Origin of the sequence: Bradyrhizobium sp. WSM1253 (assembly GCF_000244935.1) — a bacterium.
In the GTDB taxonomy this organism is placed as follows: Bacteria; Pseudomonadota; Alphaproteobacteria; order Rhizobiales; family Xanthobacteraceae; genus Bradyrhizobium; species Bradyrhizobium canariense.
Genome location: NZ_JH600073.1, coordinates 1,862,047 through 1,885,633, shown reverse-complemented (window position 1 = coordinate 1,885,633; position 23,587 = coordinate 1,862,047). Strand labels below are relative to the sequence as shown.

Genomic DNA, 23,587 nt, shown 5'->3' with positions numbered 1-23,587 from the left:
TGCCTCTAGCGCCCTGCGGCGTAGCCCTGCATGCCGCGCGGATTGGCGGCAGCCCGGCGGCGCGGACCGACGCGCGAAGCCGCGGTGAGGCGGCCTTCCGACCAGTCGGGACCGACCTCGACGATATGTCCGCGTTCGCGAAGATTCTCGATCGTCGCCTTCGGCACGCGGTTCTCGACCACGAGCACGCCGGGGCGCGCGGTGCGGGGCCAGAACGAGATCGGGAAATGTTCGGAATGCCAGGCCGGGGCGTCGATCGCCTCCTGGAGATTGAGGTTGCAATGGACGTGCCGCAGGAAAAACTGCGTGATCCATTGATCCTGCTGGTCGCCGCCCGGCGAGCCCCAGGCGAGATACGGCTCGCCATCGCGCAGCGCCATGCTCGGCGACAGCGTGGTGCGCGGCCGCTTGCCCGGCGCGAGCGAGCTCGGTTGGTTCTCCTCCAAATCGAACATTTGTGCGCGGCTGCCGAGACAGAAACCCAGCTCGGGAATGACAGGTGAGGATTGCAGCCAGCCTCCCGACGGCGTCGACGACACCATGTTGCCGGCCTTGTCGATAATGTCGAAATGCACGGTGTCGCCGCGCACCTCGCCGAAGCGGCCCACCGTCGGTTCACCGGCGCCGAGCGCGCCGACGGCCTCGCGTTGGCCTTCGGCGCGGCGCAGCTTGACCACGCCGCCAAAGCCCTCGATCGCACCGGGCCGGAGATCGAGCGAGGCCTCGTCGGTGACGAGCTTGCGGCGCTCGTTGTTGTAGGCATCCGACAGCAGCGTTCCGATCGGGATCTCGCTGAACTTGGGATCGCCGTAGAATTTTTCGCGGTCGGCGAAGGCGAGCTTGGCGCATTCGATCTGGAGATGGATGAATTCCGGCCCGGTCGGGTCGAGCCCATCGAGCGCAAAGCCCTTCAGCAGCGCGAGCTGCTGCAGCGTCACCGGCCCCTGGCTCCAGACTCCGGCCTTGCAGACGGTGTAGCGGCCATAATCGTAGGTGAGCGGGGCCTCGACCGTCGGCTGCCACCGCGCCATATCATCGGCCGACAGCACACCGCGATGCGGCGAGCCGCTGACGTCCATCACCTCCTGCGTCCGGCAGAATTTGTCGATGGCTTCCGCGACAAAGCCTTGCGACCAGGCCTTGCGTGCACGCTCGATCTCGGCGTCCCGACCGCCGCCGCTTTCGGCTTCGCTCAGGATCCGTGCGTAGGTCGCCGCAAGTGTCTTGTTGGTGAAGAGCGTTCCCGGTGTTGGCACTTCGCCGTTCGGGAGATAGACGGCGGCTGATGTCGGCCAGTGCGTGCGGAATAATTGCTCGACGGTCTGGATCGTGGCGCAGGCGCGCTCAACCAGCGGATAGCCGTCGCGCGCATAGGAGATCGCGGGCTCCAGCACGTCGCGCACGCGCATCGTGCCGTAGTCACGCAGCAGCATCATCCAGGATTCGAAGGTGCCGGGGACGCAGGCCGCGAGCAGGCCGGTGCCGGGCACCATGTCGAGGCCTTCGCTCTTGTAATGCGCGATGGTGGCGCGGGCCGGTGCCGGACCTTGGCCGCAGATCACCTCGGTGCGACCGCGTTTCACGTCGTGCACGATGATCGGAACGTCGCCGCCGGGGCCGTTCAGATGCGGCTCGACCACCTGGAGCGTGAAAGCGGTGGCGACGCCGGCGTCAAAGGCATTGCCGCCCTTTTCCAGGATGGCCATGCCGATAGCGGTCGCGATCCAGTGCGTGGTCGCGACGACCCCGAAGGTGCCTTCGATCTCGGGGCGTGTCGTGAACGGATCGGGATTGACGATGCTGGCCATGGACTACCTCATTTGCGGCGCGCGCAATTGATCACAGGGCCAGGCCGTCGCCAAATGCGCAGGCTGCATGGCACGCGCGCGTCACGCCGGTATCGGCGCGGTGTTGACCGCATGGCAGGCGACGCCGTTGATCAGGCTCGGCGCCTCCTTGCGGCAGAGATCGAACGCCAGCGGGCAGCGCGGATTGAAGGCGCACCCGGACGGCGGATTGATCGGGTTCGGGATCTCGCCCTTCACGGGAATGCGCTGGCGGCCGCTCATGGCAAGATCGGGCACGGCGCCGAGCAGCATCTTGGTGTAGGGCATGCGCGGACGGGCAAACAGCTCGCGCCCTTCCGCGATCTCGACGATGCGGCCGAGATACATCACGCCGACGCGGCTCGCCATGTGGCGGACCACGGCGAGGTTGTGGCTGATGAACATGTAGGTCAGGCCGAACTTGTCCTGGAGGTCGCGCATCAGGTTCAGGATCTGCGCCTGCACGGAGACGTCGAGCGCGGAGGTCGGCTCGTCGCAGACGATGAACTCCGCGTCGGAGGCGAGCGCGCGAGCGATCGCGATGCGCTGACGCTGGCCGCCCGAGAATTCGTGCGGAAATTTCAACCTGTCGTCGGGATGCAGGCCGACGAGGGTGAGGAGCTCTCCGACACGTGCCTGGATGTCGCGCTCGCCCTCGATCAGGTCGAAAGCGCGTATCGGCTCGGAGATGATGGCGTCGACCCGGAAGCGTGGGTTCAGGCTCGCATAGGGATCCTGAAAGATCATCTGGATGCGGCGGCGCAATTTCCGCCGCGCCTGGGCCTGCCGCGGATCGGTCATCGAGATGCCGTCGATCAAGACGTTGCCGGAGCTTGGCGGCAGCAAGCCGACGACCATCCGCGCTACCGTAGTCTTGCCCGAGCCGGATTCGCCGACCAGTGCAAAGGTCTCGCCCTTCCTGATGTCGAAGGTGACGCCGTCGACGGCCTTGAGATATTCGAGCTGCCCGCCTTCGAGCATGCGGTTGAGCCAGGGCTTCGAGACGTCGAAGACGCGGCGCAGATTCGAGGCCTGGACGAAGGGAGTGCTCATGCCGCGCTCTCCGCCGGCACGCTGTCATAGAGGTGGCAGGCGACCGATTGCGCGCCGCGCGGCAGCGGCTCCGGCCTCTCCACGCGACATCGGTCGAATGCGAATGCGCAGCGCGGATTGAACGAACAGCCGCGCGGGATCGCCGACAGGCGCGGCATGGAGCCGGGGATCTGCACCAGACGCTTGTCGTCGCCGGCAAGGGTCGGGATCGCGCCCATCAGGCCCTTGGCGTAGGGGTGCAGCGGGTCCCTGACCACGTCCTGCACCGGACCGATCTCGGCGACGCGGCCGGCATACATCACCGCGACCCGGTCGGAGGTCTCGGCGATCACGCCCATGTCGTGGGTCACCAGCATCACCGCGGTGCCGTGGTCGCGGCCGAGCCGCTTGATCAGAGAAATGATCTGCGCCTGTACGGAGACGTCGAGCGCGGTGGTCGGCTCGTCGGCGATGATCAGCTCCGGTTCGGCGCAGATCGCGAGCGCAATCACAACGCGCTGGCGCATGCCGCCGGAGAATTCGTGCGGATAGCCGTCGATGCGCTTTTCCGGAGCCGGAATGCCGACTTCGGCGAGCAGGTCGATGGCTCGCCGGCGGGCGGCGGTCTCGGACAGGTTCAGATGGGTTCTGATCGTCTCGATGAGCTGGTCGCCGATCTTGTACAGCGGATTGAGCGAGGTGAGGGGGTCCTGGAAGATCATGCCGATACGTTTTCCGCGCACGCGGCGCATCTCTTCCGGCGGCAGATTGTCGATGCGCAGGCCGGAGAGGCGGATCTCGCCGCCCGAGATGCGGCCCGGGGAATCGATCAGGCCAATGACCGCGAGTCCGGTGACCGATTTGCCGGCGCCGGACTCGCCGACAACACCGAGCACCTCGCCTTTGGCGATATCGAAGGAGACACTGTCGATCGCGCGCAGCGTGCCCCGGCGGGAGGCGAACTCGACCTGAAGATTACGAACGGAGAGAACGGGCTCGGTCATGAACGCTGCATACTCATCGGAGTTTCGGGTTAAGCGCGTCACGCAGCCAGTCGCCGAGCAGGTTGATCGACAGGATCAGCGCCGCGAGTGCGATTCCAGGGAAGGCGACGATCCACCATTCGCCCGCGAACAGATAGTTGTTGCCGATGCGGATCAGCGTGCCCAGCGATGGCATGGTCTCGGGCATCCCCGAGCCGAGGAACGACAGCGTCGCCTCGGTGATGATAGCGAGCGCGAGATTGATGGTGGCGATGACGAGAATCGGCCCCATCGTGTTCGGCAGCACGTGGCGCAACATGATCACCGGGGCGGGCAGGCCAATGAGCTGGGCGGCGGCGACATAGTCCTTGTTCTTCTCGACCATGACGGAGCCGCGCACGGTGCGGGCATATTGCACCCAAAAGCTCAACCCGATCGCGAAGACCAGGACAGCCAGCATGCTCATCTCGTCGAGCTTGTTGCCGAAGACCGATTTGGCGATGCCGTTGATCAGCAGCGCGATCAGGATCGCCGGAAATGAAAGCTGCACGTCGGCGATGCGCATGATCAGCCCGTCGACGGCACCGCCGAAATAGCCGGCCGTCAGCCCGAGCAGGATGCCGATCGCGCCGGAGAAGACGACGCCGAGCACGCCGACGAGAAGCGAGATGCGCATGCCGTAAAGGATCGCGGACAATACGTCCCGGCCTTGTTCGTCGGTGCCGAGCAGGAACGGGCTCTGGCCGTCGGAGGTCCATAATGGCGAAATGCGCGAGTTCATCAGCTGGAGCTGCGCCGGGTCGAAGGGATTCTGGACCGACAGCACCGAGGCGAGGATCGCGACCAGGAAGAACAGCAGCGTCACCGCCGCTGCGACCATGGTGATCTTGGAGCGGCGAAATGAATAGAACAGGTCGCTGTCGAGCGCGCGTTTGAACCAACCCGGCGCGTCGGCGCGCGGGCCGCGTTCTTCGACCTTGTGCGGGACGACGGCTTCGCTCATTCAATGTGCCCGGCTGATCGTCGAGCGCAGCCGCGGATCGACGATGGTGTAGAGGATATCAACCACGAGATTGATGGTGACGAAGATCAGGGACACCATCATCAGATAGGCGGCCATGATCGGGATATCGACATTCTGCACGGCCTGCACGAACAGCAACCCCATGCCGGGCCACTGGAACACGGTCTCGGTGATGATCGCAAATGCAATTACCGAGCCAAATTGCAGGCCGGCCACCGTGATGACGGGGATCAGCGTGTTGCGCAGCGCATGTCCGTAATGGATGGCGCGGGTGGTGAGGCCGCGGGCACGGGCGAAGCGGATGTAGTCGGTGCGCATGACTTCGAGCATCTCGGTGCGGACCAGGCGCATGATCAGCGTCATCTGGAACAAGCCCAGCGTGATCGAGGGCATGATCAGCGCCTTCAGTCCGGACAGCGTCAGCAGACCCGTCGTCCACCAGCCGATATGCACGACGTCGCCGCGCCCGAACGAGGGCAGCCAGCCGAGCGTCACCGAGAACAGGTAAATCATGAGAATGCCGATCAGGAAGGTCGGCAGCGAGATGCCGATCAGCGAGATCGCCTGGAACGCGTGTGTGAGCCAGCTGTCGCGGCGAAGCGCCGAATAGACGCCCATCAGGATGCCACAGAGCATCGCGAAGATGGTGGCGCAGATCGCGAGCTCCAGGGTCGCGGGCATCCGCTCCATCAGAAGATTGCTGACAGGCAGGCGGAATTGGTAGGAGACGCCGAACTTGAACTGCGCAGCGTTGCCGATATAGCGGCCGAACTGCACGATCACGGGATCGTCGAGGCCGAGCGATTTGCGGATCGCGGCACGTTCGGCGCCCGACGTGTCCATCCCGACCATCTGGTTCACGGGATCGCCGGCGAAACGAAACATCGAGAAGGAGATGATCCCGACGGCGATCATGACACCAATGGCCTGAATGGCCCGGCGCAGTGTGAAAGCGAGCATCTGTTCCTTTCACATTTCTTCAGTGGCACGCATCATTGCGTTAGCCCGAAATAGCAAGTCCCGGAAGCCAGGGCTTCCGGGACTTCACAACTTGTCGACACCTACTCGTCCTGCTTGGTCGCCCAGTAGAGCATGACCATGTTGTCCGCACGCTGGGTCAACTTCACCTTCTTCGAGACGCCCCAGGCGAGCGCCTGCTGGTGCAGCGGGACATAGGCCCAGTCCTTCATCGAGACCTCGAAGGCCTGCTTGATCAGGAGATCGCGCTTGCCCGTATCGAGTTCCACGAGAACCTTGTCGGCGAGCTCGTCGAACTGCTTGTTGCAATAGCCGGCGAGATTGGCTTCGCCGCGGTTCGGATCCTTGGGATCGTCCCGGCAGCCCATGATGTCGTGCAGTACGTTATGGGAGTCGAGCGTATCCGGGGTCCAGCCCAGCATGAACAGCGAAGTCTTGTAGCCGCCGGGCTTCAGCACCTTGGCGAAATACTGGGCCTTCGGCTGCGCCAGCAGGTCTACCTTGATGTTGATGCGGGCGAGCATGCCGACGACCGCCTGACATATCGCGGCGTCATTGACGTAGCGATCGTTCGGGCAGTCCATCGTCACCTCGAAACCATCAGGATAGCCGGCATCCGCCAGGAGCTTCTTGGCGGCGTCAGGATCGAGCTTCGGCCGGGTGAAGTCCTTCGACAGCGAAAAGATCTCCGGCGCAACCATCAGCGCGGACGGTGTGGAGAGCCCGCGCATGACGCGATTCTTGATCAAATCGATATCGATTGCCCGGTAGACAGCTTCGCGGACGCGAACGTCCTTGAACGGGTTCTTGCCCTTGACGTTGGAGTACAACAGCTCGTCGCGCGCCTGATCCATGCCAACGAAGATGGTGCGGAGCTCGGGCCCCGTCAGCACGGTGGCGTTCGGACTCGCTTTCACGCGCTCGATATCCTGGACCGGAACCGGCTCGATCACGTCGACCTCGCCGGACAACAGCGCTGCGACACGCGTGGCCGGGTTGGCGATCGGCGTGAAGACGATCTCCTTCAGATTATGTTCCGGCTTGCGCCACCAGTTCGGATTGGCCTTGAAGACGGTCTTCACGCCCGGCTGATGGCTTTCGATCGTGAAGGCGCCGGTGCCGTTCTCATGGAGCGAGGCGTAGCTCGGGGTCGTCGCGGCGGCAGGCGTCGGTGCCGTCGCATCGTTCGCCTCTGCCCATTTCTTGTCCATGATGTACCAGGTCGCCCACAGCGCCGTCAGGATGGGATTGGGCGAGGTCAGGACGAAATCGACGGTGTAATCGTCGATCTTGACCACCTTGGCATCGGCGGGAACGCGGCTCTGGAAATTCGAACCTTTCGCCCGCACGCGCTCGGCCGAGAACACCACGTCGTCCGCGGTGAACGGGTCGCCGTTGTGGAATTTGACGTCCTTGCGGAGGTGAAAGCGCCAGCGTGTCGGCTCCGGCGTCTCCCAGCTTTCGGCGAGTGCCGGGACGATCTTCAGGTCCTTGCCGCGGGCAACCAGGCCCTCATAGACATGACCGAGATGCGCACTGGTGGTCGACTCGTTCAGCGTGTACGGGTCGAGCGACTTGAGCTCACCCTGGTTGGCGTAGCGCAGCGTCTGGCTCGACGCCGGCGAGACCGCCCACGCAAGCATACTGGCGAGCGTCGCCGCAAACAGACTTCGTCCGACTGACATTCTTGACCTCTCCACTCGCCCGCACCGTCATTTTTGATTGTTCGGCGGGGCTGATCGAACCATGTTGCCCAGAGTTCTCGACCCGTGCAAGCGCCATTCCAGCAAGGAACGCGCCAAGTTGCACCGCTGTGCAGCAATGCTGACCGGCATTGACGGGTGGATGGGCGCGGACGCGGCTGATTTTGATTGACCATATCCGCCGATCGGGGAAGCCGGTGGCTGCCACCGCCCTCAGGTCGCTTGCGTTGCACACCGTCTCGCGGCGATACTGCGGACGGCCGCTCGAATCTCATCTGGAGGGGACATGAAAGTTAACATCGAAATCGATTGCACCCCCCTCGAGGCCCGCCAGTTCATCGGATTGCCGGATCTGGCACCGATGCAGACGGCGGTGATGGACAAGCTGCAGCAGCAGGTTCTGAGCAACATCGACAAGGTCTCGCCGGAGTCGCTGATCCAGAGCTGGTTCACCTTCGATCCAAAGCTCGCCGAGCGGTTTCAGGACATGTTCGTCACCATGGCCGGCCTCGGCGGCACCCGCAGCGGCGACAAGAAGAAATAATGCCGCCCGGTCCGGACGGGCCGCAGACCTTGGGCCGGCTTCGTCCGCCCGGCCTTGCTTTGCTGCTCGCCGAAGCCCGTGGGTTGCTCGAACTCAACGCCAGCCTGCTGCTGTCGCCGGTCCTGATGCGGGCGCCCAAAGGCGATGGCCATCCGGTGCTAGCGCTGCCGGGCTTCCTCGCCAGCGACCTCTCGATGGCGCCGATGCGGCGCTATCTCAGCGAGCTCGGCTACGAGGCACGTGCCTGGCAGATGGGCCGTAATTTCGGCGGGTTCGGACGGATGCGGGATTCGTTGCGCGCCCGTCTCGCCGAAATCCATGCTGCGAGCGGACGCAAGGTCAGCCTGGTCGGATGGAGTCTGGGCGGCGTCCATGCGCGCGATCTCGCGCTGCAGGCGCCCGACATGGTCCGCAATGTCATCACGCTCGGCAGCCCTTTTGCCAATGACATACGAGCGACCAATGCGACGCGGCTCTACGAGATGATGTCCGGCGAGCGTGTCGAGGATTTCGCCGAGCTGCGGGAGGCGATCGCGGGCGATCTTCCGGTGCCGGCGACGTCGATCTATTCGCGCGCCGACGGCATCGTGAACTGGCGGACCTGCCTGCTGCGTCCCTCCGACCGCGCCGAGAACATCGAGGTGCATCTGGCGAGCCATATCGGGCTTGGGGTGAACCCCGCGGCGCTGTGGGCAGTGGCAGACCGCCTTGCGCAACCGGAGGGAGAGTTCTGGCCATTTGACAGGGCAGGGCCGTTTGCCGTTGCATATGCCCCGCCGGAACAGGCAGTATCGGCCTGACGAGAAGCGCCGCCTAAGGCGCCCGTCAAATACTCGGGAGGGAACCATGGCTGACGGTAAGAAACTGTCGTCGCTGGACGCGTCGTTTCTCTATCTGGAAACGCCGGAAATGCCGATGCATGTCGGGAGCATGGCGATCTTTCGCCTGCCGGACGACTACAAGGGCGACTTCTTCGAAGATTTCAAGGCGATGATCGTCTCGCGCCTGCACGTCGCGCCGATCCTCAAGGCGCGCCTGGAGAAGGCGCCGCTCGACATCGATCATCCCTCCTGGGTCGAGGACGAACAGTTCGACATCGATCGTCACATCTTTCGCGCCAGCCTGCCGCAGCCGCGCGACCGCGCCACGCTTGAGCGCATCGTGGGCTGGATGCACGCCAAGCTCTTGAACCGCGCCCGCCCGCTCTGGGAGTTCTACGTGTTCGAGGGCATGAAGGACAACGAGGTCGGACTTTATTCGAAGATGCATCATGCTGCCATCGACGGCGGCGCCGGTGCGGCGCTGACCAACATGATCTACGATATCTCGCCGATCCCGCGGAAGGTCGATCCGCCGACCGCGGGAGCGAAGCCCGGGCAAGAGCCGCGCGACATCGCGGCGAACCTGGTCGATTCCTACCAGCAGCTCTTCACCCAGCCGCTCGATGCATCTGCGGCCGCGAAGAACCTGCAACTGCCGCGCACCGGCAAGAGTGACATCGGTTCAATCCTGTTCGACAATGCGATGTACCAGATCGAGAGTGCGGTACGCTTCGCCGGCAACATCCCGACCATGGTCAAGAGCGTCTCGGACGTGCTCGGCAAGATATCCGATCCAAAATCGCGCGAGAGCCTCGCCAGCATGGTGTCGCCACCGACCATGCTCAACAAATCGATCTCGTCCGAGCGCAGCTTCGCCGGCGTCTCGATCTCGCTGTCGCGATCCAAGGCGCTGGCCAAGCAGGCCGGCGGCAAGCTCAACGATGTCGTGCTGGCCCTCGCCTCCGGCGTGGTCCGGCGCTACCTGCAGCAACACGGAACGCTGCCGGCGAAGTCCTTGACCGCTGCCGTGCCGATCTCGCTGCGCGAGGAGGGCAACACCGAGGCCAACAACCAGGTGTTCGGCATGATCTGCTCGATCGCGACCAACATCGACGATCCCAAGGCACGCCTGGAAGCTATCATCGCGCAATCGACCAAGTCCAAGGAGATGTCGCATCCGCTGCGGGCACTGATGCCACAGGTCTCCAACATCTCGATGCTGGGTGCGCCGATCATCGTTCAGATCATGGCGCTGCTCTACAGCCGCTCCGATTTGTCGAATGTGCTGCCGCCGGCTGCGAACATCACGGTGTCCAACGTGCCGGGGCCGCGGCAGACGCTCTACGCCGCGGGCGCGGAGCTGTTGCACATCTTTCCGGTGTCGATCTCGACGCACGGGCAGGCGCTCAACATCACCGTGCAGAGCTATCGCGACCAGCTCGATTTCGGCTTCATCGTCGGCGCCAACATCATTCCGCACGTGCAGGTGATGTGCGACATGCTGCCGGAGGAGTTTGCCGCGCTGGAGGCTGCCTATGCCTTGCCCGCGGCGGACATCAAGGGCGCCGCCGAGTAGGAATGTTCCGATGATTGAAATGCCACCGCTCAAGTTCGTGCAGACGAACGGAATCCGCATGGGCTATTACGAGGCGGGCCCGGTCACAGACAAGCCGCCGATCGTGCTGTGCCATGGCTGGCCCGAACTCGCATTTTCCTGGCGCCACCAGATCAAGGCGCTGAGCGAGGCCGGCATCCGCGTGATCGCGCCGGACCAGCGCGGCTACGGCGCGACCGACCGGCCAGAGCCGGTCGAGGACTACGACATCGAGCACCTGACCGGCGATCTGATCGGGTTGCTCGACCATCTTCAGATCGACAAGGCGATCTTCGTCGGCCATGACTGGGGTGGCTTCATCGTCTGGCAGATGCCGCTCCGGCACATCGACCGGGTCGCCGGCGTGGTCGGCATCAATACGCCTCATACCAACCGCGCCTGGGCTGATCCGATCGAGCTCCTGCGCGCGCGCTTCGGCGAAAGGATGTATATCGTGCAGTTCCAGGACCCGGCGCGTGAGCCTGACAGGATCTTTGGCAGCCGCGTCGAGCAGACCTTCGATGCCTTCATGCGCAAGCCCGTACCGCGCCCGGCAGATGCTCCGGCGGAGGAAGTCGTCGCGGGTGTCGGTGCTTCGCCGCAACTGAACCTGGCATTCCCGCAGATGATCGCAGGCTACGATGCGAAGCACGATCCGCGCACGCCGATCCTGTCGCCGGAAGAGAAAAAGGTGTTCGTCGACAATTTCACCAGGACAGGCTTCACCGGCGGCATCAACTGGTACCGCAATATGTCCCGCAACTGGACGCGCGCCGAAGGGCTCGATCATACGGTGCGCGTGCCGTCGCTGATGATCATGGCCGAGAACGACGCGGTGTTGCCGCCGTCTTCTGCCGATGGCATGGACAAGCTGATCCCCGATCTGGAAAAATATCTGGTGAAGGACAGCGGCCATTGGACGCAGCAGGAGAAGCCGGAGGAAGTCAGCGCCAAGCTGATCCAATGGCGTAGAAGGCGGTTCGGCTAGCTGGTCATCGCGAACTCGTCATTGCGAGAAGCGAAACGACGAAGCAATCCAGGCTGCCTCCGCGGAATATTTCTGGATTGCTTCGCTTCGCCCGCAATGACGACATTGAAGCAGGGGGACTACATTTCGATGTCATCCAAGAACCGTCTGGACCCGATCCCGCAGCCGCCGACCAAGCCGGTGGTCGGCAACATGCTGTCACTGGATTCGGCCGCGCCGGTGCAGCATCTGACCCGGCTTGCCAAGGAGCTGGGGCCGATCTTCTGGCTCGACATGATGGGCTCGCCGATCGTGGTCGTCTCCGGCCACGATCTCGTCGACGAGCTCTCGGACGAGAAGCGCTTCGACAAGACAGTGCGCGGTGCATTGCGGCGGGTGCGCGCGGTCGGCGGCGACGGCCTGTTCACCGCCGACACCAAGGAGCCGAACTGGAGCAAGGCGCACAACATCCTGCTCCAGCCCTTCGGCAACCGCGCCATGCAATCCTATCACCCGAGCATGGTCGACATCGCCGAGCAGCTCGTGGGCAAGTGGGAACGGCTCAATGCCGACGACGAGATCGACGTCGTCCATGACATGACGGCGCTGACGCTGGATACGATCGGCCTGTGCGGCTTCGACTACCGCTTCAATTCGTTCTACCGGCGCGACTACCATCCCTTCGTCGAGTCGCTGGTGCGCTCGCTCGAAACCATCATGATGACGCGCGGCCTGCCGTTCGAGCAGCTCTGGATGCAGAAGCGGCGCAAGACCATGGCCGAAGACGTCGACTTCATGAACAAGATGGTCGACGAGATCATTGCGGAGCGCCGCAAGGGAGGCGAGGCGACCGACGATAAGAAGGATATGCTTGCGGCGATGATGACCGGGGTCGATCGCTCGACCGGCGAGCAGCTCGACGACGTCAACATCCGCTATCAGATCAACACGTTCCTGATCGCGGGCCACGAGACCACCAGCGGCCTGTTGTCCTGCACGCTGTATGCGCTGCTCAAGCACCCCGACATTCTCAAGAAAGCCTATGACGAGGTCGATCGCGTCTTCGGTCCCGACGCCAACGCGAAGCCGACTTATCAGCAGGTGACGCAGCTGACCTACATCACCCAGATATTGAAGGAGGCGCTGCGGCTGTGGCCGCCGGCGCCGGCCTATGGCATCTCGCCGCTGAACGACGAGACCATCGGCGGCGGGAAGTACAAGCTCCGGAAAGGCACGTTCACCACCATCCTGGTGACCGCTCTGCATCGCGATCCCTCGGTCTGGGGTCCGAACCCCGACGCGTTCGATCCGGAGAATTTCAGCCGGGAGGCGGAAGCCAAGCGGCCGATCAATGCCTGGAAGCCGTTCGGCAATGGCCAGCGCGCCTGCATCGGCCGCGGCTTCGCCATGCACGAGGCCGCGCTCGCGCTCGGCATGATCCTCCAGCGTTTCAAGCTGATCGACCACCAGCGCTACCAGATGCATCTGAAGGAAACGCTGACGATGAAGCCGGAAGGCTTCAAGATCAAGGTCCGTCCGCGCGCCGATCGCGAGCGCGGTGCCTATGGCGGACCTGTGGCGGTGTCGTCGGCACCGAAGGCACCGCGCCAGCCCACCGCGCGGCCCGGCCACAACACGCCGATGCTGGTACTCTACGGCTCCAATCTTGGGACCGCCGAGGAGCTGGCGACGCGGATGGCCGACCTGGCCGAGATCAACGGCTTTGCCGTGCATCTGGGGCCGCTCGACGATTACGTGGGCAAGCTGCCGCGGGAAGGTGGCGTGCTGATCATCTGCGCCTCCTATAACGGCGCGCCGCCAGACAATGCGACGCAATTCGTCAAATGGCTCGGCGACGAGCTGCCGAAGGATGCGTTTGCCAATGTGCGATACGCCGTGTTCGGCTGCGGCAACAGCGACTGGGCCGCGACCTATCAGTCGGTGCCGCGCTTCATCGACGAGCAATTGTCGGCGCATGGTGCGCGCGCGGTCTATCCGCGCGGCGAGGGCGATGCGCGCAGCGATCTCGACGGCCAGTTCCAGAAATGGTTCCCGGCGGCCGCCCAGGTCGCGACCAAGGAATTCGGCATCGACTGGAATTTCACCCGGACCGCGGAGGACGATCCGCTCTACGCGATCGAGCCGGTCGCGGTGACCGCCGTCAACACCATCGTCGCCCAGGGCGGCGCGGTGGCCATGAAGGTGCTGGGCAATGACGAGCTTCAGAACAAGGCCGGTTCCAATCCGTCAGAGCGTTCGACGCGCCACATCGAGGTGCAGCTGCCATCCAACATCAACTACCGTGTCGGCGATCATCTGAGCGTGGTTCCGCGCAACGACCCGACGCTGGTGGATTCGGTTGCCCGTCGCTTCGGCTTCCTGCCGGCCGACCAGATCAGGCTTCAGGTCGCCGAAGGCCGCCGCGCGCAATTGCCGGTCGGCGATGCCGTGTCGGTCGGCCGTCTGCTCAGCGAGTTCGTCGAGCTCCAGCAAGTGGCGACGCGGAACCAGATCAAGATCATGGCCGAACACACCCGCTGCCCGGTGACCAAGCCGAAGCTGCTGGGCTTTGTCGGCGATGAGGCTGAGCCACTCGAGCACTATCGCGGCGAGATTCTGGCCAGGCGAAAATCGGTGTTCGATCTGCTGCTCGAATATCCGGCCTGCGAATTGCCGTTCCACGTCTATCTGGAAATGCTCTCACTACTGGCGCCGCGTTATTATTCGATCTCGTCCTCGCCGTCGGTCGACCCAGTTCGTTGCAGCGTCACGGTCGGCGTGGTTGAAGGACCGGCCGCCTCCGGCCGCGGCACCTACAAGGGTATCTGCTCGAACTACCTCGCCAATCGACGCGCGGGCGACGTGATCCATGCAACCGTGCGTGAGACCAAGGCCGGCTTCCGGCTCCCGGACGATCCGTCCGTGCCGATTGTCATGATCGGCCCGGGCACGGGATTGGCGCCGTTCCGCGGCTTCCTCCAGGAGCGCGCCGAGCGCAAGGCCAAGGGCGCCGCGCTCGGCCCGGCCATGCTGTTTTTCGGCTGCCGGCATCCCGACCAGGATTTTCTCTACGCGAACGAGTTGAAGGCGTTAGCAGCAAGCGGCATCACCGAGCTGTTCACCGCGTTCTCGCGTGCGGAAGGACCGAAGACCTATGTGCAGCACGTCCTCGCCGCGCAGAAAGACAAGGTCTGGCCGCTAATCGAGCAGGGCGCGATGGTCTATGTCTGTGGCGACGGCAGCAAGATGGAGCCCGACGTGAAGGCGGCGTTGGTCGCGATCCATCGCGAGAAGAGCGGCAGCGATGCCGCCACGGCCGCGCGCTGGATCGAGGAGATGGGCGCGAAGAACCGGTATGTGCTGGACGTGTGGGCGGGAGGGTAGGCCGGTTCGTAGCCCGGACGGAGCGCAGCGAAATCCGGGGCGATTTTTCCTCACGCGCGCGCTTCCCGGATTGCGCTTCGCTCCATCCGGGCTACGAAGCTACGAAGGAAATCGTGCTAAAGCTTCCGCATGATTCCCTGGGAAAAGATCGACACCGCCAAGATCCCCGGCTCCGATGAAGAGCTTCGCCTGATGCGGCGAGGCAAGGAGTTTTCCATCAAGCTCGGCACCAACGAGCTGATGAACAACCGCCTGTCAGGCTCGGAGGCCGCGCTCGCCACACTCGCGGCGAAGCAGATCGAGACGGTCGCAAAACCCGTCGTCCTCATCGGCGGCCTGGGCATGGGCTTTACGTTGCGTGCGGCCCTGACCGTGCTCGGAAGCAAGGCGAAGATTGTGGTCTCCGAGCTCGTGCCGGCGGTGGTCGCCTGGGCGCGGGGCCCGATGGCGCAGGTGTTCGGCGACAGTCTCGATGATGTCAGGGTGAGCATACGGGAAACCGACGTTGGCGAAATCATCCGGGCGCAGCGGTCGGCATTCGATGCCATCCTCCTCGACGTCGACAACGGGCCAGAAGGGCTGACCCGGAAGGGCAATGATGCGCTCTACAATGCGAGCGGATTGAAGGCAGCGAAGACGGCGCTGCGGCCGGGAGGCGTGCTCGCGGTCTGGTCCTCGGGGCCCAACCCGGCCTTCACCAAGCGGCTCGGCAGCGCCGGCTTCGAGGTCAACGAAGTCAATATCCGCGCTACCGGAAGAGGCGGTGGCGCACGTCACGTGATCTGGATGGCCAGGAAGAGCTAGGCGGCTATTTGTAACCCGGATGAGCGCAGCGAAATCCGGGACGGTCGATCCACGCAAGAACCCGGATTGCGCTGCGCTCCATCCGGGCTACGGCTCCGAGCTAGAACATCGTGTTGTTGTTCGCCGGATTTTCCGGGATCGGTTGAACGACGTCCCAGTGTTCGACGACCTTGCCGTTCTCCAGCTTGAAGATGTCGACGATCGCGTTGCCCCTGCTGCCGGGCTCGCGAACCGCGTGAACGTGCAGGATCACGTAGTCGCCATCCACGAAGCTGCGCTTGATCTCGCTGTGCGAGTTCGGGAATTTCTCCCGGAGGAAGCCGATGAATTTTCGGAAGCCGTCCGGACCATCTGCCGCGTTTGGGTTGTGCTGGACGTAGCGGTCGCCGACATGGGCGAGGGCTGCATCGGCGTCCTTTTGGTTGAGCCCCTTCTCGTAGAACGCAAGCACAGTTTTGCGATTGGCTTCTTCTTGCGCGCTACCCGCCATCGCGACGCCACCGGCGAGGGACAGCGTGAGGACTGAAGCGGCGACGATTGCGGCTGACCGGACGATGAGATGCATGTGAACTCCGAGAGGCCGCAGCCTCTTTGTTGGCGAGTGAGGTTCTCGGCGATTGAAGGACGCCTGTATAGCTTTCGTTCCGGCACGCGTTAAGAGAGTAACCGGCAGCTCACATGGTCACCGCGAGGAGACCTTCTGTGCCGATCAATCTACGCCGCCTGCGCCGCTGCGCCATGCGCGTGCTTGGCGATGGCGCCGATGATCTCCGGCCAGAACCGCATCGGCAGCGCGTGGCCCATGCCGTCGATCATCAGCAGCTTGGCGCCCGGAATTGACTCTGCCGTGTCCCTGCCGCCCTCGGGGCGGACCAGCGGATCGACGGTGCCGTGGATCACGAGCGTCGGCGTCTTGACGCCGTGCAGCCGCTCCTTGCGGCTGCCGGAGGCGAGCACGGCGCGGAGTTGCCGGCCGACGCCGGCCGGATTGAGCCCCCGCGCGAACACGCGCTCGGCACGACCGGGATCGAGCGCCTCTTCCTCCGGAAAGGACCCGGCCCGCAACACGTTCCAGGTTTGGCCGTAACGGGCGATAAACTCCTCCTTGCTGCGCGGCGGCGGCGCCATCAGCATCGCGGCGGCCTCACGTGTCGGGGGCGGCACGCGCGGATTGCCGGTCGTCGACATGATCGATGTCAGTGAGCGCACGCGCTCGGGAAACGACAACGTCACTTCTTGCGCAATCATGCCGCCCATGGACGCCCCGACCAGATGCGCCGACTTGATGCCGAGTGCGTCCATCAGCCCGACCGTGTCTTTCGCCATGTCGATCAGCTTGTAGGTGGCCGCAACGGGAATCCTGAGGAAGCGGAGCTTCAACAGCTCGAGCGGCGTCAGACGCTTGCCGCCTGCGAGATGGCTTGACTTGCCGATGTCGCGATTATCGAACCGGATGACGCGAAAGCCGCGCGCGGCGAGCTGCTCGCAGAACGCATCGTCCCAGTGGATCATCTGGGCGCCTAACCCCATGATCAGCAGCAGCGGCTCGGCACTGTCGTTGCCGAAAGTCTCGTAACAGATGTCGATGCCGTTGGCGTGGACGGTTTGCGGCGGCTGATAGGCGTTCACGGGTGCGTTCCCTCGGCTTTTGATCAGTGCTGTATCGCACGGTTTCTCCTCGCGATGAAGCCGCGTCCGCGACACCGGACCCGCTGCTTGCCGGTTGACCGGCACCGCGCAACGGTGTGGTATGGCGAAAAAGGAAGGGCATCGAAGCTCTCGATCTCAGGAGGACGCCGATGACCGATAAGAGCAATGACCCCGTTGCCATGTGGCAGAAGATGATTGGCGAGATGGAGAAGGGGTTCAACTCCTTCGCCAATCAGGCCATGTCGTCGCCCGAGTTTTCGCAAGCCGTGAACCGAGCCGGCGGCGTTGCTGCAGGTGCTCAGAAGCAGCTCGGCGATCTCATGGAGAAATATCTGGTCTCCATGAATCTGCCGAGCCGGGACCAGGTCACCGGCCTTGCGGAACGGCTGCAGTCCATCGAAGGACAGATCGGTGAGATCAAGTCGATGCTGAGCCAGATGGCGGCAAGTTCCGGCATTTCTCAGGGCTCCGACACCGCAATGCGCCCGCCGCGCACCAAGCGCCCGCCATCTGAAGGCGGAGAGCAGACATGAATGCACCCGCCGGATTAGACTTCGCAGGAATCCCGGAGCGCATCCAGTCCGAGGTGCAACGCGCCATCCAGCGCAGCATCAAGGGCGTCGAATATTTCTCGACGTCCGGTCCCACGCTCGGCTCGACTCCGAAGGACGTGCTGCATTCGCGCGGCACGATGAGCCTCTACCATTATCGGCCGATGTCCGATGAGATCTATCGAATTCCGATCTTGATCGTGATGGCGACCACCAATCGCGGTTACATTCTCGACCTCGTGCCCGGCCAGAGTTTCATCGAGTTCCTGTTGAAGCGCGGCTACGACGTCTACATGCTCGACTGGAGCGCGCCACGGCCGGAGGAGAAGAGCCTCCGCATGGAGGACTATGTCCTCGACTTCATCCCGGACTGCATCCGCCGCGTGCAGCAGGATTCCGGCGAACAGGACGTCTCCGTCATCGGTTATTGCTTCGGCGGCGTGCTGTCGCTGCTCTACGGCTCGATCCACAGGGACGGGCCGATGAAGAATTTGATCTGTTTCACCACGCCGATCGACTTTCGCGAGATGAAACTGTTCTCGAACTTCTCCGACCGTCGCTATTTCGATGTCGATCGCCTCGTCGACAGCGTCGGCAACGTGCCGCCCGAGATGATCCTGTCGTCGTTCGAGATGCTGCGCCCAGCCTCGCGTACCGTCAGCCAGATCCAGCTCTGGGAAAACATCTGGAACGACGAGTTCGTCAAATCCTACCGGATGTTCGACCGCTGGGCGACCGACACGCTGCCGCTGGCCGGCGAATATTTCCGCACCATCACCAAGGACCTGATGTGGGACAACAAGCTGTTCAACGACACCATGTCGGTCGGCGGCCGTGCGGCGAAGCTCGAGGACATCAAGGTGCCGTTCCTGCATGCGGTCGCCGAGCATGACCACATCGTGCCGTATGAGGCAGCAAAGCACCTGATCGCCAAGATCGGGTCCGAGGACAAAGAGGAGGTGATGCTGAAGGGCGGTCACGTCTCGCTCGTCGCCGGCGCCAATGCGGTGAAGCGGCTATGGCCGAAACTGGATTCCTGGCTGGGGAAGAGATCGACATGAGTGAGCAGCGTTCCTATCCGCGTCACGTCAAGACGGACGCCGGCGATATCGAGATCCGCCTGATGTCGCCCGCGGACGAAGCCGCGGTGCTCGCCTTCGGCAAGGGCCTGCCGACCCACGACCTTTTGTTCCTGCCGCGCAACATCAGTGAGCCGAAGGTGCTCTCCGCATGGGTCAAGGAGATCGAGCGCGGCGCTATCACGAGCCTGCTCGCGGTCAGGGGCGGCACGGTCGTCGGCTGCGGCACGCTGGTGCGCGATCCGCACTCCTGGTCGCCCCATGTCGGCGAGATCCGGATGGTGGTTTCGCTCGACGTGCGCGGGAAGGGGGTGGGACGGACGCTGTCTCAGGAGACGTTCGCACTCGCGCTCGGCGCCGGCCTCGAGAAGCTCTCGGTCCAAATGACGGTCGATCAGCAGGCGGCGATCACGCTGTTCGAGAGCCTCGGCTTCAAGGCCGAGGCTCTGCTGCGCGATCACGTCCGGGACGTCGATGGCAAGACCCACGATATCGTCGTGCTCGGGCACAACATCGCGCAGGTCCAGGCCCAGATGGAGGCCTATGGGCTGCCCGGTGCCGTCCAGCACTGAGAACCTCTCAGCGGGTGTCTGGGAACCTGGATGGTCAGGGAGGCGCCAGACTGCCTCTCATTAAGGCCGTCACAGTTTCGTGATATCGCGGTGCAATATGGATATTGCATCGCACAATTAACTATGCCATATAAGCCGTGCCCCGGGCCAAAACGGACGGGGTGAGCCCATAGCTCAACCAATGAGGATGGAGAGACCCCAATGACCACCGAAACCAACACCGCTTTCGAAGGCTTCAAGGACGCGTTCAAGAACATCCAGAACCTGGAAGTTCCCGAGGCCGCCCGCGAGTTCGTCAAGAAGTCCGCCAATACCGCCAAAGACCGTGCTGCCGAGGTGTTCGCGGGCTCCGAGCGCGTGACTGCCGCCGTCGAAAACGCGGTGACCGAGTCCGTCACCGAAGCCGGCAAGATCAGCCGCAACATCCAGCAGGCGATCTACGAGGACGCCGACGCGTTCTTCGCGGGCATCGACAAGCTCGCGTCCGCCAAGTCGTTCAGCGAAGCTATCGAGATCCAGTCCGGCCTGCTCCGCGCCCGCGGCGAAGCGTTCGTCTCGCGCGCCAAGGCGACCACCGACTATTTCGGCAAGCTCGCCGCCAACGGTGCGAAGTCCGCTCAGGACAATTTCGCCAAGGTCTACAACAAGACCGCCTGATCTGCCTGAGACGAAAAACTGAATTTGAGGCCCGCTTCGGCGGGCCTTGTTTTTTGCGCCGCGTCATCATCGGTCGTCATTCCGGGGCGCCCAAAGGGCGAACCCGGAATCTCGAGATTCCGGGTCCGGTCCTGCGGACCGTCCCGGAATGACGTAACCTTGGTGAATCATGACTCCACCCGCCACCTTCTCCTTCGATTCCCCCGGCGACGCAGAACGCGCGGCCGAATTGCGCCGCGTGAAAGCGCTGGCGACGCTGGTGCTGGGCTCGACGCTTGTCCTGTTCGTCATCGCGAAATGGCTGCTGCCCGTGCATCCCGTGTTCGGATTCATCGCAGCCTTCGCCGAAGCCGCCACCATCGGCGGGCTCGCCGATTGGTATGCCGTCGTCGCGCTGTTCAAGCGGCCGCTGGGCCTGCCGATCCCGCACACCGCGATCATCCAGAGCAATCAGGCCCGCATCGCCGACAAGCTCGGCGAATTCATCCAGGTGCATTTCCTCGAGGCTGCTCCCGTTGAGGCCAAGCTGAACGAGATCGATTTCGGCTCCTTCGTCGCCGACTGGCTGCGCGATCGCAAGCGTCGCGATGACCTCGCGCGCTTTGCGCTGCGCCTGCTGCCGGAGGCGGTTTCTGCGACGGAAAGCTCGGGCCTGATGACCTTCATCCTTCGCCGCATGTCATCGCAGCTCCAGGCGATCGACCTCGCGCCGCTCGCGGCCGGCACGTTGCGCGGCTTCGTTGCCGAGGGACGCCACCAAATCCTGTTCGACGATCTCCTGCGCGTGATGCACGAGACGCTGAACCAGACCGAGACGATGGCGATGATCCGCGAGAAGGTGCGCGCGGAATTGCCGACCCTGCTCAGGCTCTACCGGGCCGACAAATTTCTGGTGAACAAGATCGTGGCCTCCGCCACCGCGTTCTTCAATGAAGTGCGCAGCGATCCCAAACATCCGTTCCGCGGCGAGTTCGACCGCATGGTGCTGAGCTTCGTCGATCGGCTTGGCACCGACCAGGCCTATATCGACCGCATCGACGGTTTGAAGCGCGATCTGCTCGCGCGTCCCGAGCTCGCCGATCTCGCCCGCACCGTCTGGGCCAACACGCGGTCCTTCATCGAGCGTAGTGCAAGCGGCGAGACGCAGGTGCTGCAGCATCATCTCGCCGGCATGTGTGTCGCGGCGGGCGAAGCGCTCGCCGGCGATGCCGAGCTTCGCAAGGGTCTGGTCGCGGTGCTGCGCAGTTTCGTCGCGGACCAGAAGAGCGGCGTTTCGACCTTCATCTCCGACCAGGTGAAATCGTGGGACATGGCGCAGCTGATTTCGCTGATCGAAATCAACATTGGCCGCGACCTGCAATACATCCGCTTCAACGGCTCGCTGATCGGCGGGCTCGCGGGCCTTGGGCTTTACTCCGTAGAATTCCTGCTTCGATTGTTGTGACTTTTGCGTCACGGACGCCAGCATTAACGCGCAGGCCTATTGTGGCCCCGGGTTTCACCCGCTTGAATGTCGGGAACCCGCTGCCTAGCTGATTCATGGTGCGCTGCGGAACGTTCGAAAAGCTGGCGTGTTGGAATTCATACCCATTTGCCGGCCTCGCAGCCGGTGATCTTTTCAGCATTTCTTCCGAGGGACCATTGATGACCGCTACCGCCCAGACGCTGAGCCCGCCGTCTCGTACCCTGATGTTCCTGGAAGGGCGAGCGATCCACGAGTTCGGCGCATTCCTCGGCGCGCTGCCGCTGCTGAGCCTTGCGCCGCGCGGCGATGGCCATCCGGTGCTGGTGCTACCGGGCCTCGTGGCCTCCGACGGGTCCACGCGCGCGTTGCGCACGTTTCTGTCGGGCAAGGGCTATGCGGTGAGCGGCTGGCGCCAGGGCCGCAATTACGGCCTGCGCGAGGGCGTGCAGCACGCGATGGTGGATCTGGTTCAGGAGCTGAGCGACAGGCATGGCCGCAAGATCAGCCTGGTCGGCTGGAGCCTCGGCGGTCTCTATGCGCGCCAGCTCGCCAAGATGATGCCCGACCGCGTACGCCAGGTGATCACGCTCGGCAGCCCCTTTGCCGGCGATCCGCATTCGACCAATGCCTGGCGCGTCTATGAATGGGCGAGCGGACGGAAGTCCGACGAGGTCGATCCGCAGTTCGGCGGCGATCTCGCCGTTCCGCCGCCGGTGCCGACCACGGCGATCTTCAGCCGCACCGACGGCGTCTGCGCCTGGCAGGGCTGCATGGAGAAGACGGGCGCGCAGACCGAGAGCATCGAGATCGAGAGCAGCCATTGCGGCATGGGCCATCATCCCGCCGCTGTCTTCGCGGTGGCTGATCGCCTTGCGCAGAGGGAGGGCAGCTGGCGTCCCTTCGACCGCAGCGGCTGGCGCAGCGTGGTCTATCCCGATCCGCATCGGTAGTTCTTTGCCTCTCCCCGTAAGAACGGGGCGAGGGAGAAGGCCGTCGCACCGGTCCATTGTCGCGCCCGCACCAAACGCGCTATGCCTCGCGCATGGCGCATCCGTTGTCCCGCATCATCGAGCAGCTCAAGCGCGAGCCGTCGCGCACCGGCTCTATCGTCATCACCGTGTTCGGCGATGCCATCGTGCCGCGTGGCGGCTCGGTATGGCTCGGCACGCTGCTGGAATTCTTCGAGAGCCTGGACATCGACAGCGGCGTGGTGCGTACCGCGATGTCGCGGCTTGCCGCCGATGGCTGGCTGACGCGCGAAAAGGTCGGCCGCAATAGCTTCTACCGCTTGGCTGACAAGGGCCGCCAGATCTTCGGGGCTGCGACACGCCATATCTACGATCCGCCGCCATCCGACTGGACCGGGCGCTTCGAGCTGCTTCTGATCGGCAATGGCGAGGATCGGGATGCCTCGCGCGAGGCGCTCCGCAATGCCGGCTTCGGCAGTCCGCTGCCGGGCGTGTGGGTCGCCCCGTCAGGTGTGGCAGTGCCGGATGAGGCCGCGGGCGCCATCCGTCTGGAAGTCTCGGCCGAGGATGACAGTGGTCGCCGGCTACTCAGTGCGAGCTGGCCGCTGGATCGCACCGCGGACGCCTATCTCAAGTTCATGAAGACGTTCGAGCCGCTGCGCGCCGCGATCGCGCGCGGCACGGGCTTGTCCGAGACCGACGCCTTCACGGCGCGCATCCTCCTGATCCACCATTACCGCCGGGTCGTGCTGCGCGATCCGCTCCTGCCCGAAAGCCTGCTTCCGGCGGACTGGCCGGGCAGGGCTGCCCGCGCGCTGTGCGGCGACATCTATCGCGCGCTGCTTGCCCCATCGGAACAATGGCTTGATGGTCATGGAACCAATGAAAAGGGGCCATTGCCGCCGGCGCGAAAACTGCTGGAACGAAGATTTGAGGCTTGATCGTTATGTTACAGAAATATCTTGCATGAGATAATTCTTGTTAT

Annotated in this window: 21 protein-coding genes; 13 read left to right on the top strand and 8 right to left on the bottom strand. The window is 63.8% G+C overall.

Features of this window, described 5'->3' with window-relative positions; all coding sequences use genetic code 11:
• Positions 1-5 precede the first annotated feature (5 nt).
• The 6 genes from BRA1253DRAFT_RS10635 to BRA1253DRAFT_RS10610 form a co-directional block, all read right to left on the bottom strand.
• Positions 6-1,808, bottom strand: coding sequence for a gamma-glutamyltransferase family protein (locus tag BRA1253DRAFT_RS10635; RefSeq protein WP_007593857.1), 1,803 nt, complete (start codon positions 1,806-1,808; stop codon positions 6-8).
• 81 nt (positions 1,809-1,889) lie between these two features.
• Positions 1,890-2,879, bottom strand: coding sequence for an ABC transporter ATP-binding protein (locus BRA1253DRAFT_RS10630; protein ID WP_007593849.1), 990 nt, complete (start codon positions 2,877-2,879; stop codon positions 1,890-1,892).
• Positions 2,876-3,862 carry an ABC transporter ATP-binding protein gene (locus BRA1253DRAFT_RS10625; RefSeq protein ID WP_007593847.1) on the bottom strand — a complete coding sequence of 329 codons (987 nt, stop codon included), beginning with the start codon at positions 3,860-3,862 and terminating at the stop codon, positions 2,876-2,878. The genes BRA1253DRAFT_RS10630 and BRA1253DRAFT_RS10625 overlap by 4 nt, the downstream gene beginning before the upstream one ends.
• 13 nt (positions 3,863-3,875) lie before the next feature.
• The gene (locus BRA1253DRAFT_RS10620) at positions 3,876-4,844 is read right to left on the bottom strand and encodes an ABC transporter permease (protein ID WP_007593845.1); all 969 of its coding nucleotides are present in this window, start codon (positions 4,842-4,844) and stop codon (positions 3,876-3,878) included.
• A complete protein-coding gene (locus BRA1253DRAFT_RS10615) occupies positions 4,845-5,825 on the bottom strand; it encodes an ABC transporter permease (RefSeq protein ID WP_007593842.1) in 981 nt (326 codons plus the stop codon).
• 101 nt (positions 5,826-5,926) lie between these two features.
• Positions 5,927-7,528, bottom strand: a complete 1,602-nt coding sequence (locus BRA1253DRAFT_RS10610) for an ABC transporter substrate-binding protein (RefSeq protein ID WP_007593840.1) — start codon at positions 7,526-7,528, stop codon at positions 5,927-5,929.
• 304 nt (positions 7,529-7,832) lie between these two features.
• Here BRA1253DRAFT_RS10610 and BRA1253DRAFT_RS10605 point away from each other — a divergent pair, with 304 nt between their 5' ends.
• The 6 genes from BRA1253DRAFT_RS10605 (at position 7,833) to BRA1253DRAFT_RS10580 (ending at position 15,660) form a co-directional block, all read left to right on the top strand.
• Positions 7,833-8,090 (top strand): DUF6489 family protein, encoded by a 258-nt coding sequence (locus BRA1253DRAFT_RS10605; protein WP_007593837.1) that lies wholly within the window; start codon positions 7,833-7,835, stop codon positions 8,088-8,090.
• Complete coding sequence (locus tag BRA1253DRAFT_RS10600) at positions 8,090-8,890, top strand: triacylglycerol lipase (protein WP_007593835.1); 801 nt, start codon at positions 8,090-8,092, stop codon at positions 8,888-8,890. Before BRA1253DRAFT_RS10605 ends, BRA1253DRAFT_RS10600 begins: the two co-directional genes overlap by 1 nt.
• Positions 8,891-8,936: 46 nt before the next feature.
• Positions 8,937-10,487, top strand: a complete 1,551-nt coding sequence (locus BRA1253DRAFT_RS10595) for a wax ester/triacylglycerol synthase family O-acyltransferase (protein ID WP_007593834.1) — start codon at positions 8,937-8,939, stop codon at positions 10,485-10,487.
• Positions 10,488-10,497: 10 nt separating this feature from the next.
• On the top strand, positions 10,498-11,493 hold the full coding sequence (locus BRA1253DRAFT_RS10590; RefSeq protein WP_007593831.1) for an alpha/beta fold hydrolase: 996 nt from the start codon (positions 10,498-10,500) through the stop codon (positions 11,491-11,493).
• Positions 11,494-11,622: 129 nt separating this feature from the next.
• Positions 11,623-14,856, top strand: a complete 3,234-nt coding sequence (locus tag BRA1253DRAFT_RS10585; protein ID WP_007593829.1) for a bifunctional cytochrome P450/NADPH--P450 reductase — start codon at positions 11,623-11,625, stop codon at positions 14,854-14,856.
• 129 nt (positions 14,857-14,985) lie between these two features.
• On the top strand, positions 14,986-15,660 hold the full coding sequence (locus tag BRA1253DRAFT_RS10580; protein ID WP_007593827.1) for a spermidine synthase: 675 nt from the start codon (positions 14,986-14,988) through the stop codon (positions 15,658-15,660).
• A gap of 100 nt (positions 15,661-15,760) precedes the next feature.
• On the opposite strand, the gene BRA1253DRAFT_RS10575 is transcribed toward BRA1253DRAFT_RS10580, so the two are convergent.
• Entirely contained in the window at positions 15,761-16,225 is a 465-nt protein-coding gene (locus tag BRA1253DRAFT_RS10575; protein WP_007593825.1) for a nuclear transport factor 2 family protein, read from the bottom strand.
• Positions 16,226-16,374: 149 nt separating this feature from the next.
• The gene (locus BRA1253DRAFT_RS10570) at positions 16,375-17,289 is read right to left on the bottom strand and encodes an alpha/beta fold hydrolase (protein ID WP_007593824.1); all 915 of its coding nucleotides are present in this window, start codon (positions 17,287-17,289) and stop codon (positions 16,375-16,377) included.
• Positions 17,290-17,459: 170 nt separating this feature from the next.
• Between BRA1253DRAFT_RS10570 and BRA1253DRAFT_RS10565 the strand changes: the two genes are divergently transcribed.
• From BRA1253DRAFT_RS10565 to paaX, 7 genes are all read left to right on the top strand, one after another.
• Complete coding sequence (locus BRA1253DRAFT_RS10565; RefSeq protein WP_007593823.1) at positions 17,460-17,843, top strand: hypothetical protein; 384 nt, start codon at positions 17,460-17,462, stop codon at positions 17,841-17,843.
• Positions 17,840-18,922 (top strand): alpha/beta hydrolase, encoded by a 1,083-nt coding sequence (locus BRA1253DRAFT_RS10560; protein WP_007593822.1) that lies wholly within the window; start codon positions 17,840-17,842, stop codon positions 18,920-18,922. The genes BRA1253DRAFT_RS10565 and BRA1253DRAFT_RS10560 overlap by 4 nt, the downstream gene beginning before the upstream one ends.
• Positions 18,919-19,512 (top strand): GNAT family N-acetyltransferase, encoded by a 594-nt coding sequence (locus tag BRA1253DRAFT_RS10555; protein ID WP_007593821.1) that lies wholly within the window; start codon positions 18,919-18,921, stop codon positions 19,510-19,512. Before BRA1253DRAFT_RS10560 ends, BRA1253DRAFT_RS10555 begins: the two co-directional genes overlap by 4 nt.
• A 201-nt stretch (positions 19,513-19,713) precedes the next feature.
• A complete protein-coding gene (locus BRA1253DRAFT_RS10550; protein WP_007593819.1) occupies positions 19,714-20,169 on the top strand; it encodes a phasin in 456 nt (151 codons plus the stop codon).
• Between the two features lie 169 nt (positions 20,170-20,338).
• Positions 20,339-21,613, top strand: coding sequence for a DUF445 domain-containing protein (locus BRA1253DRAFT_RS10545; protein WP_007593817.1), 1,275 nt, complete (start codon positions 20,339-20,341; stop codon positions 21,611-21,613).
• A gap of 200 nt (positions 21,614-21,813) precedes the next feature.
• Positions 21,814-22,584: a triacylglycerol lipase gene (locus BRA1253DRAFT_RS10540; RefSeq protein ID WP_007593815.1), complete on the top strand. Its 771-nt coding sequence runs from the start codon at positions 21,814-21,816 to the stop codon at positions 22,582-22,584.
• Positions 22,585-22,676: 92 nt separating this feature from the next.
• The gene (gene paaX, locus BRA1253DRAFT_RS10535) at positions 22,677-23,543 is read left to right on the top strand and encodes a phenylacetic acid degradation operon negative regulatory protein PaaX (RefSeq protein ID WP_007593813.1); all 867 of its coding nucleotides are present in this window, start codon (positions 22,677-22,679) and stop codon (positions 23,541-23,543) included.
• Positions 23,544-23,587 lie beyond the last annotated feature (44 nt).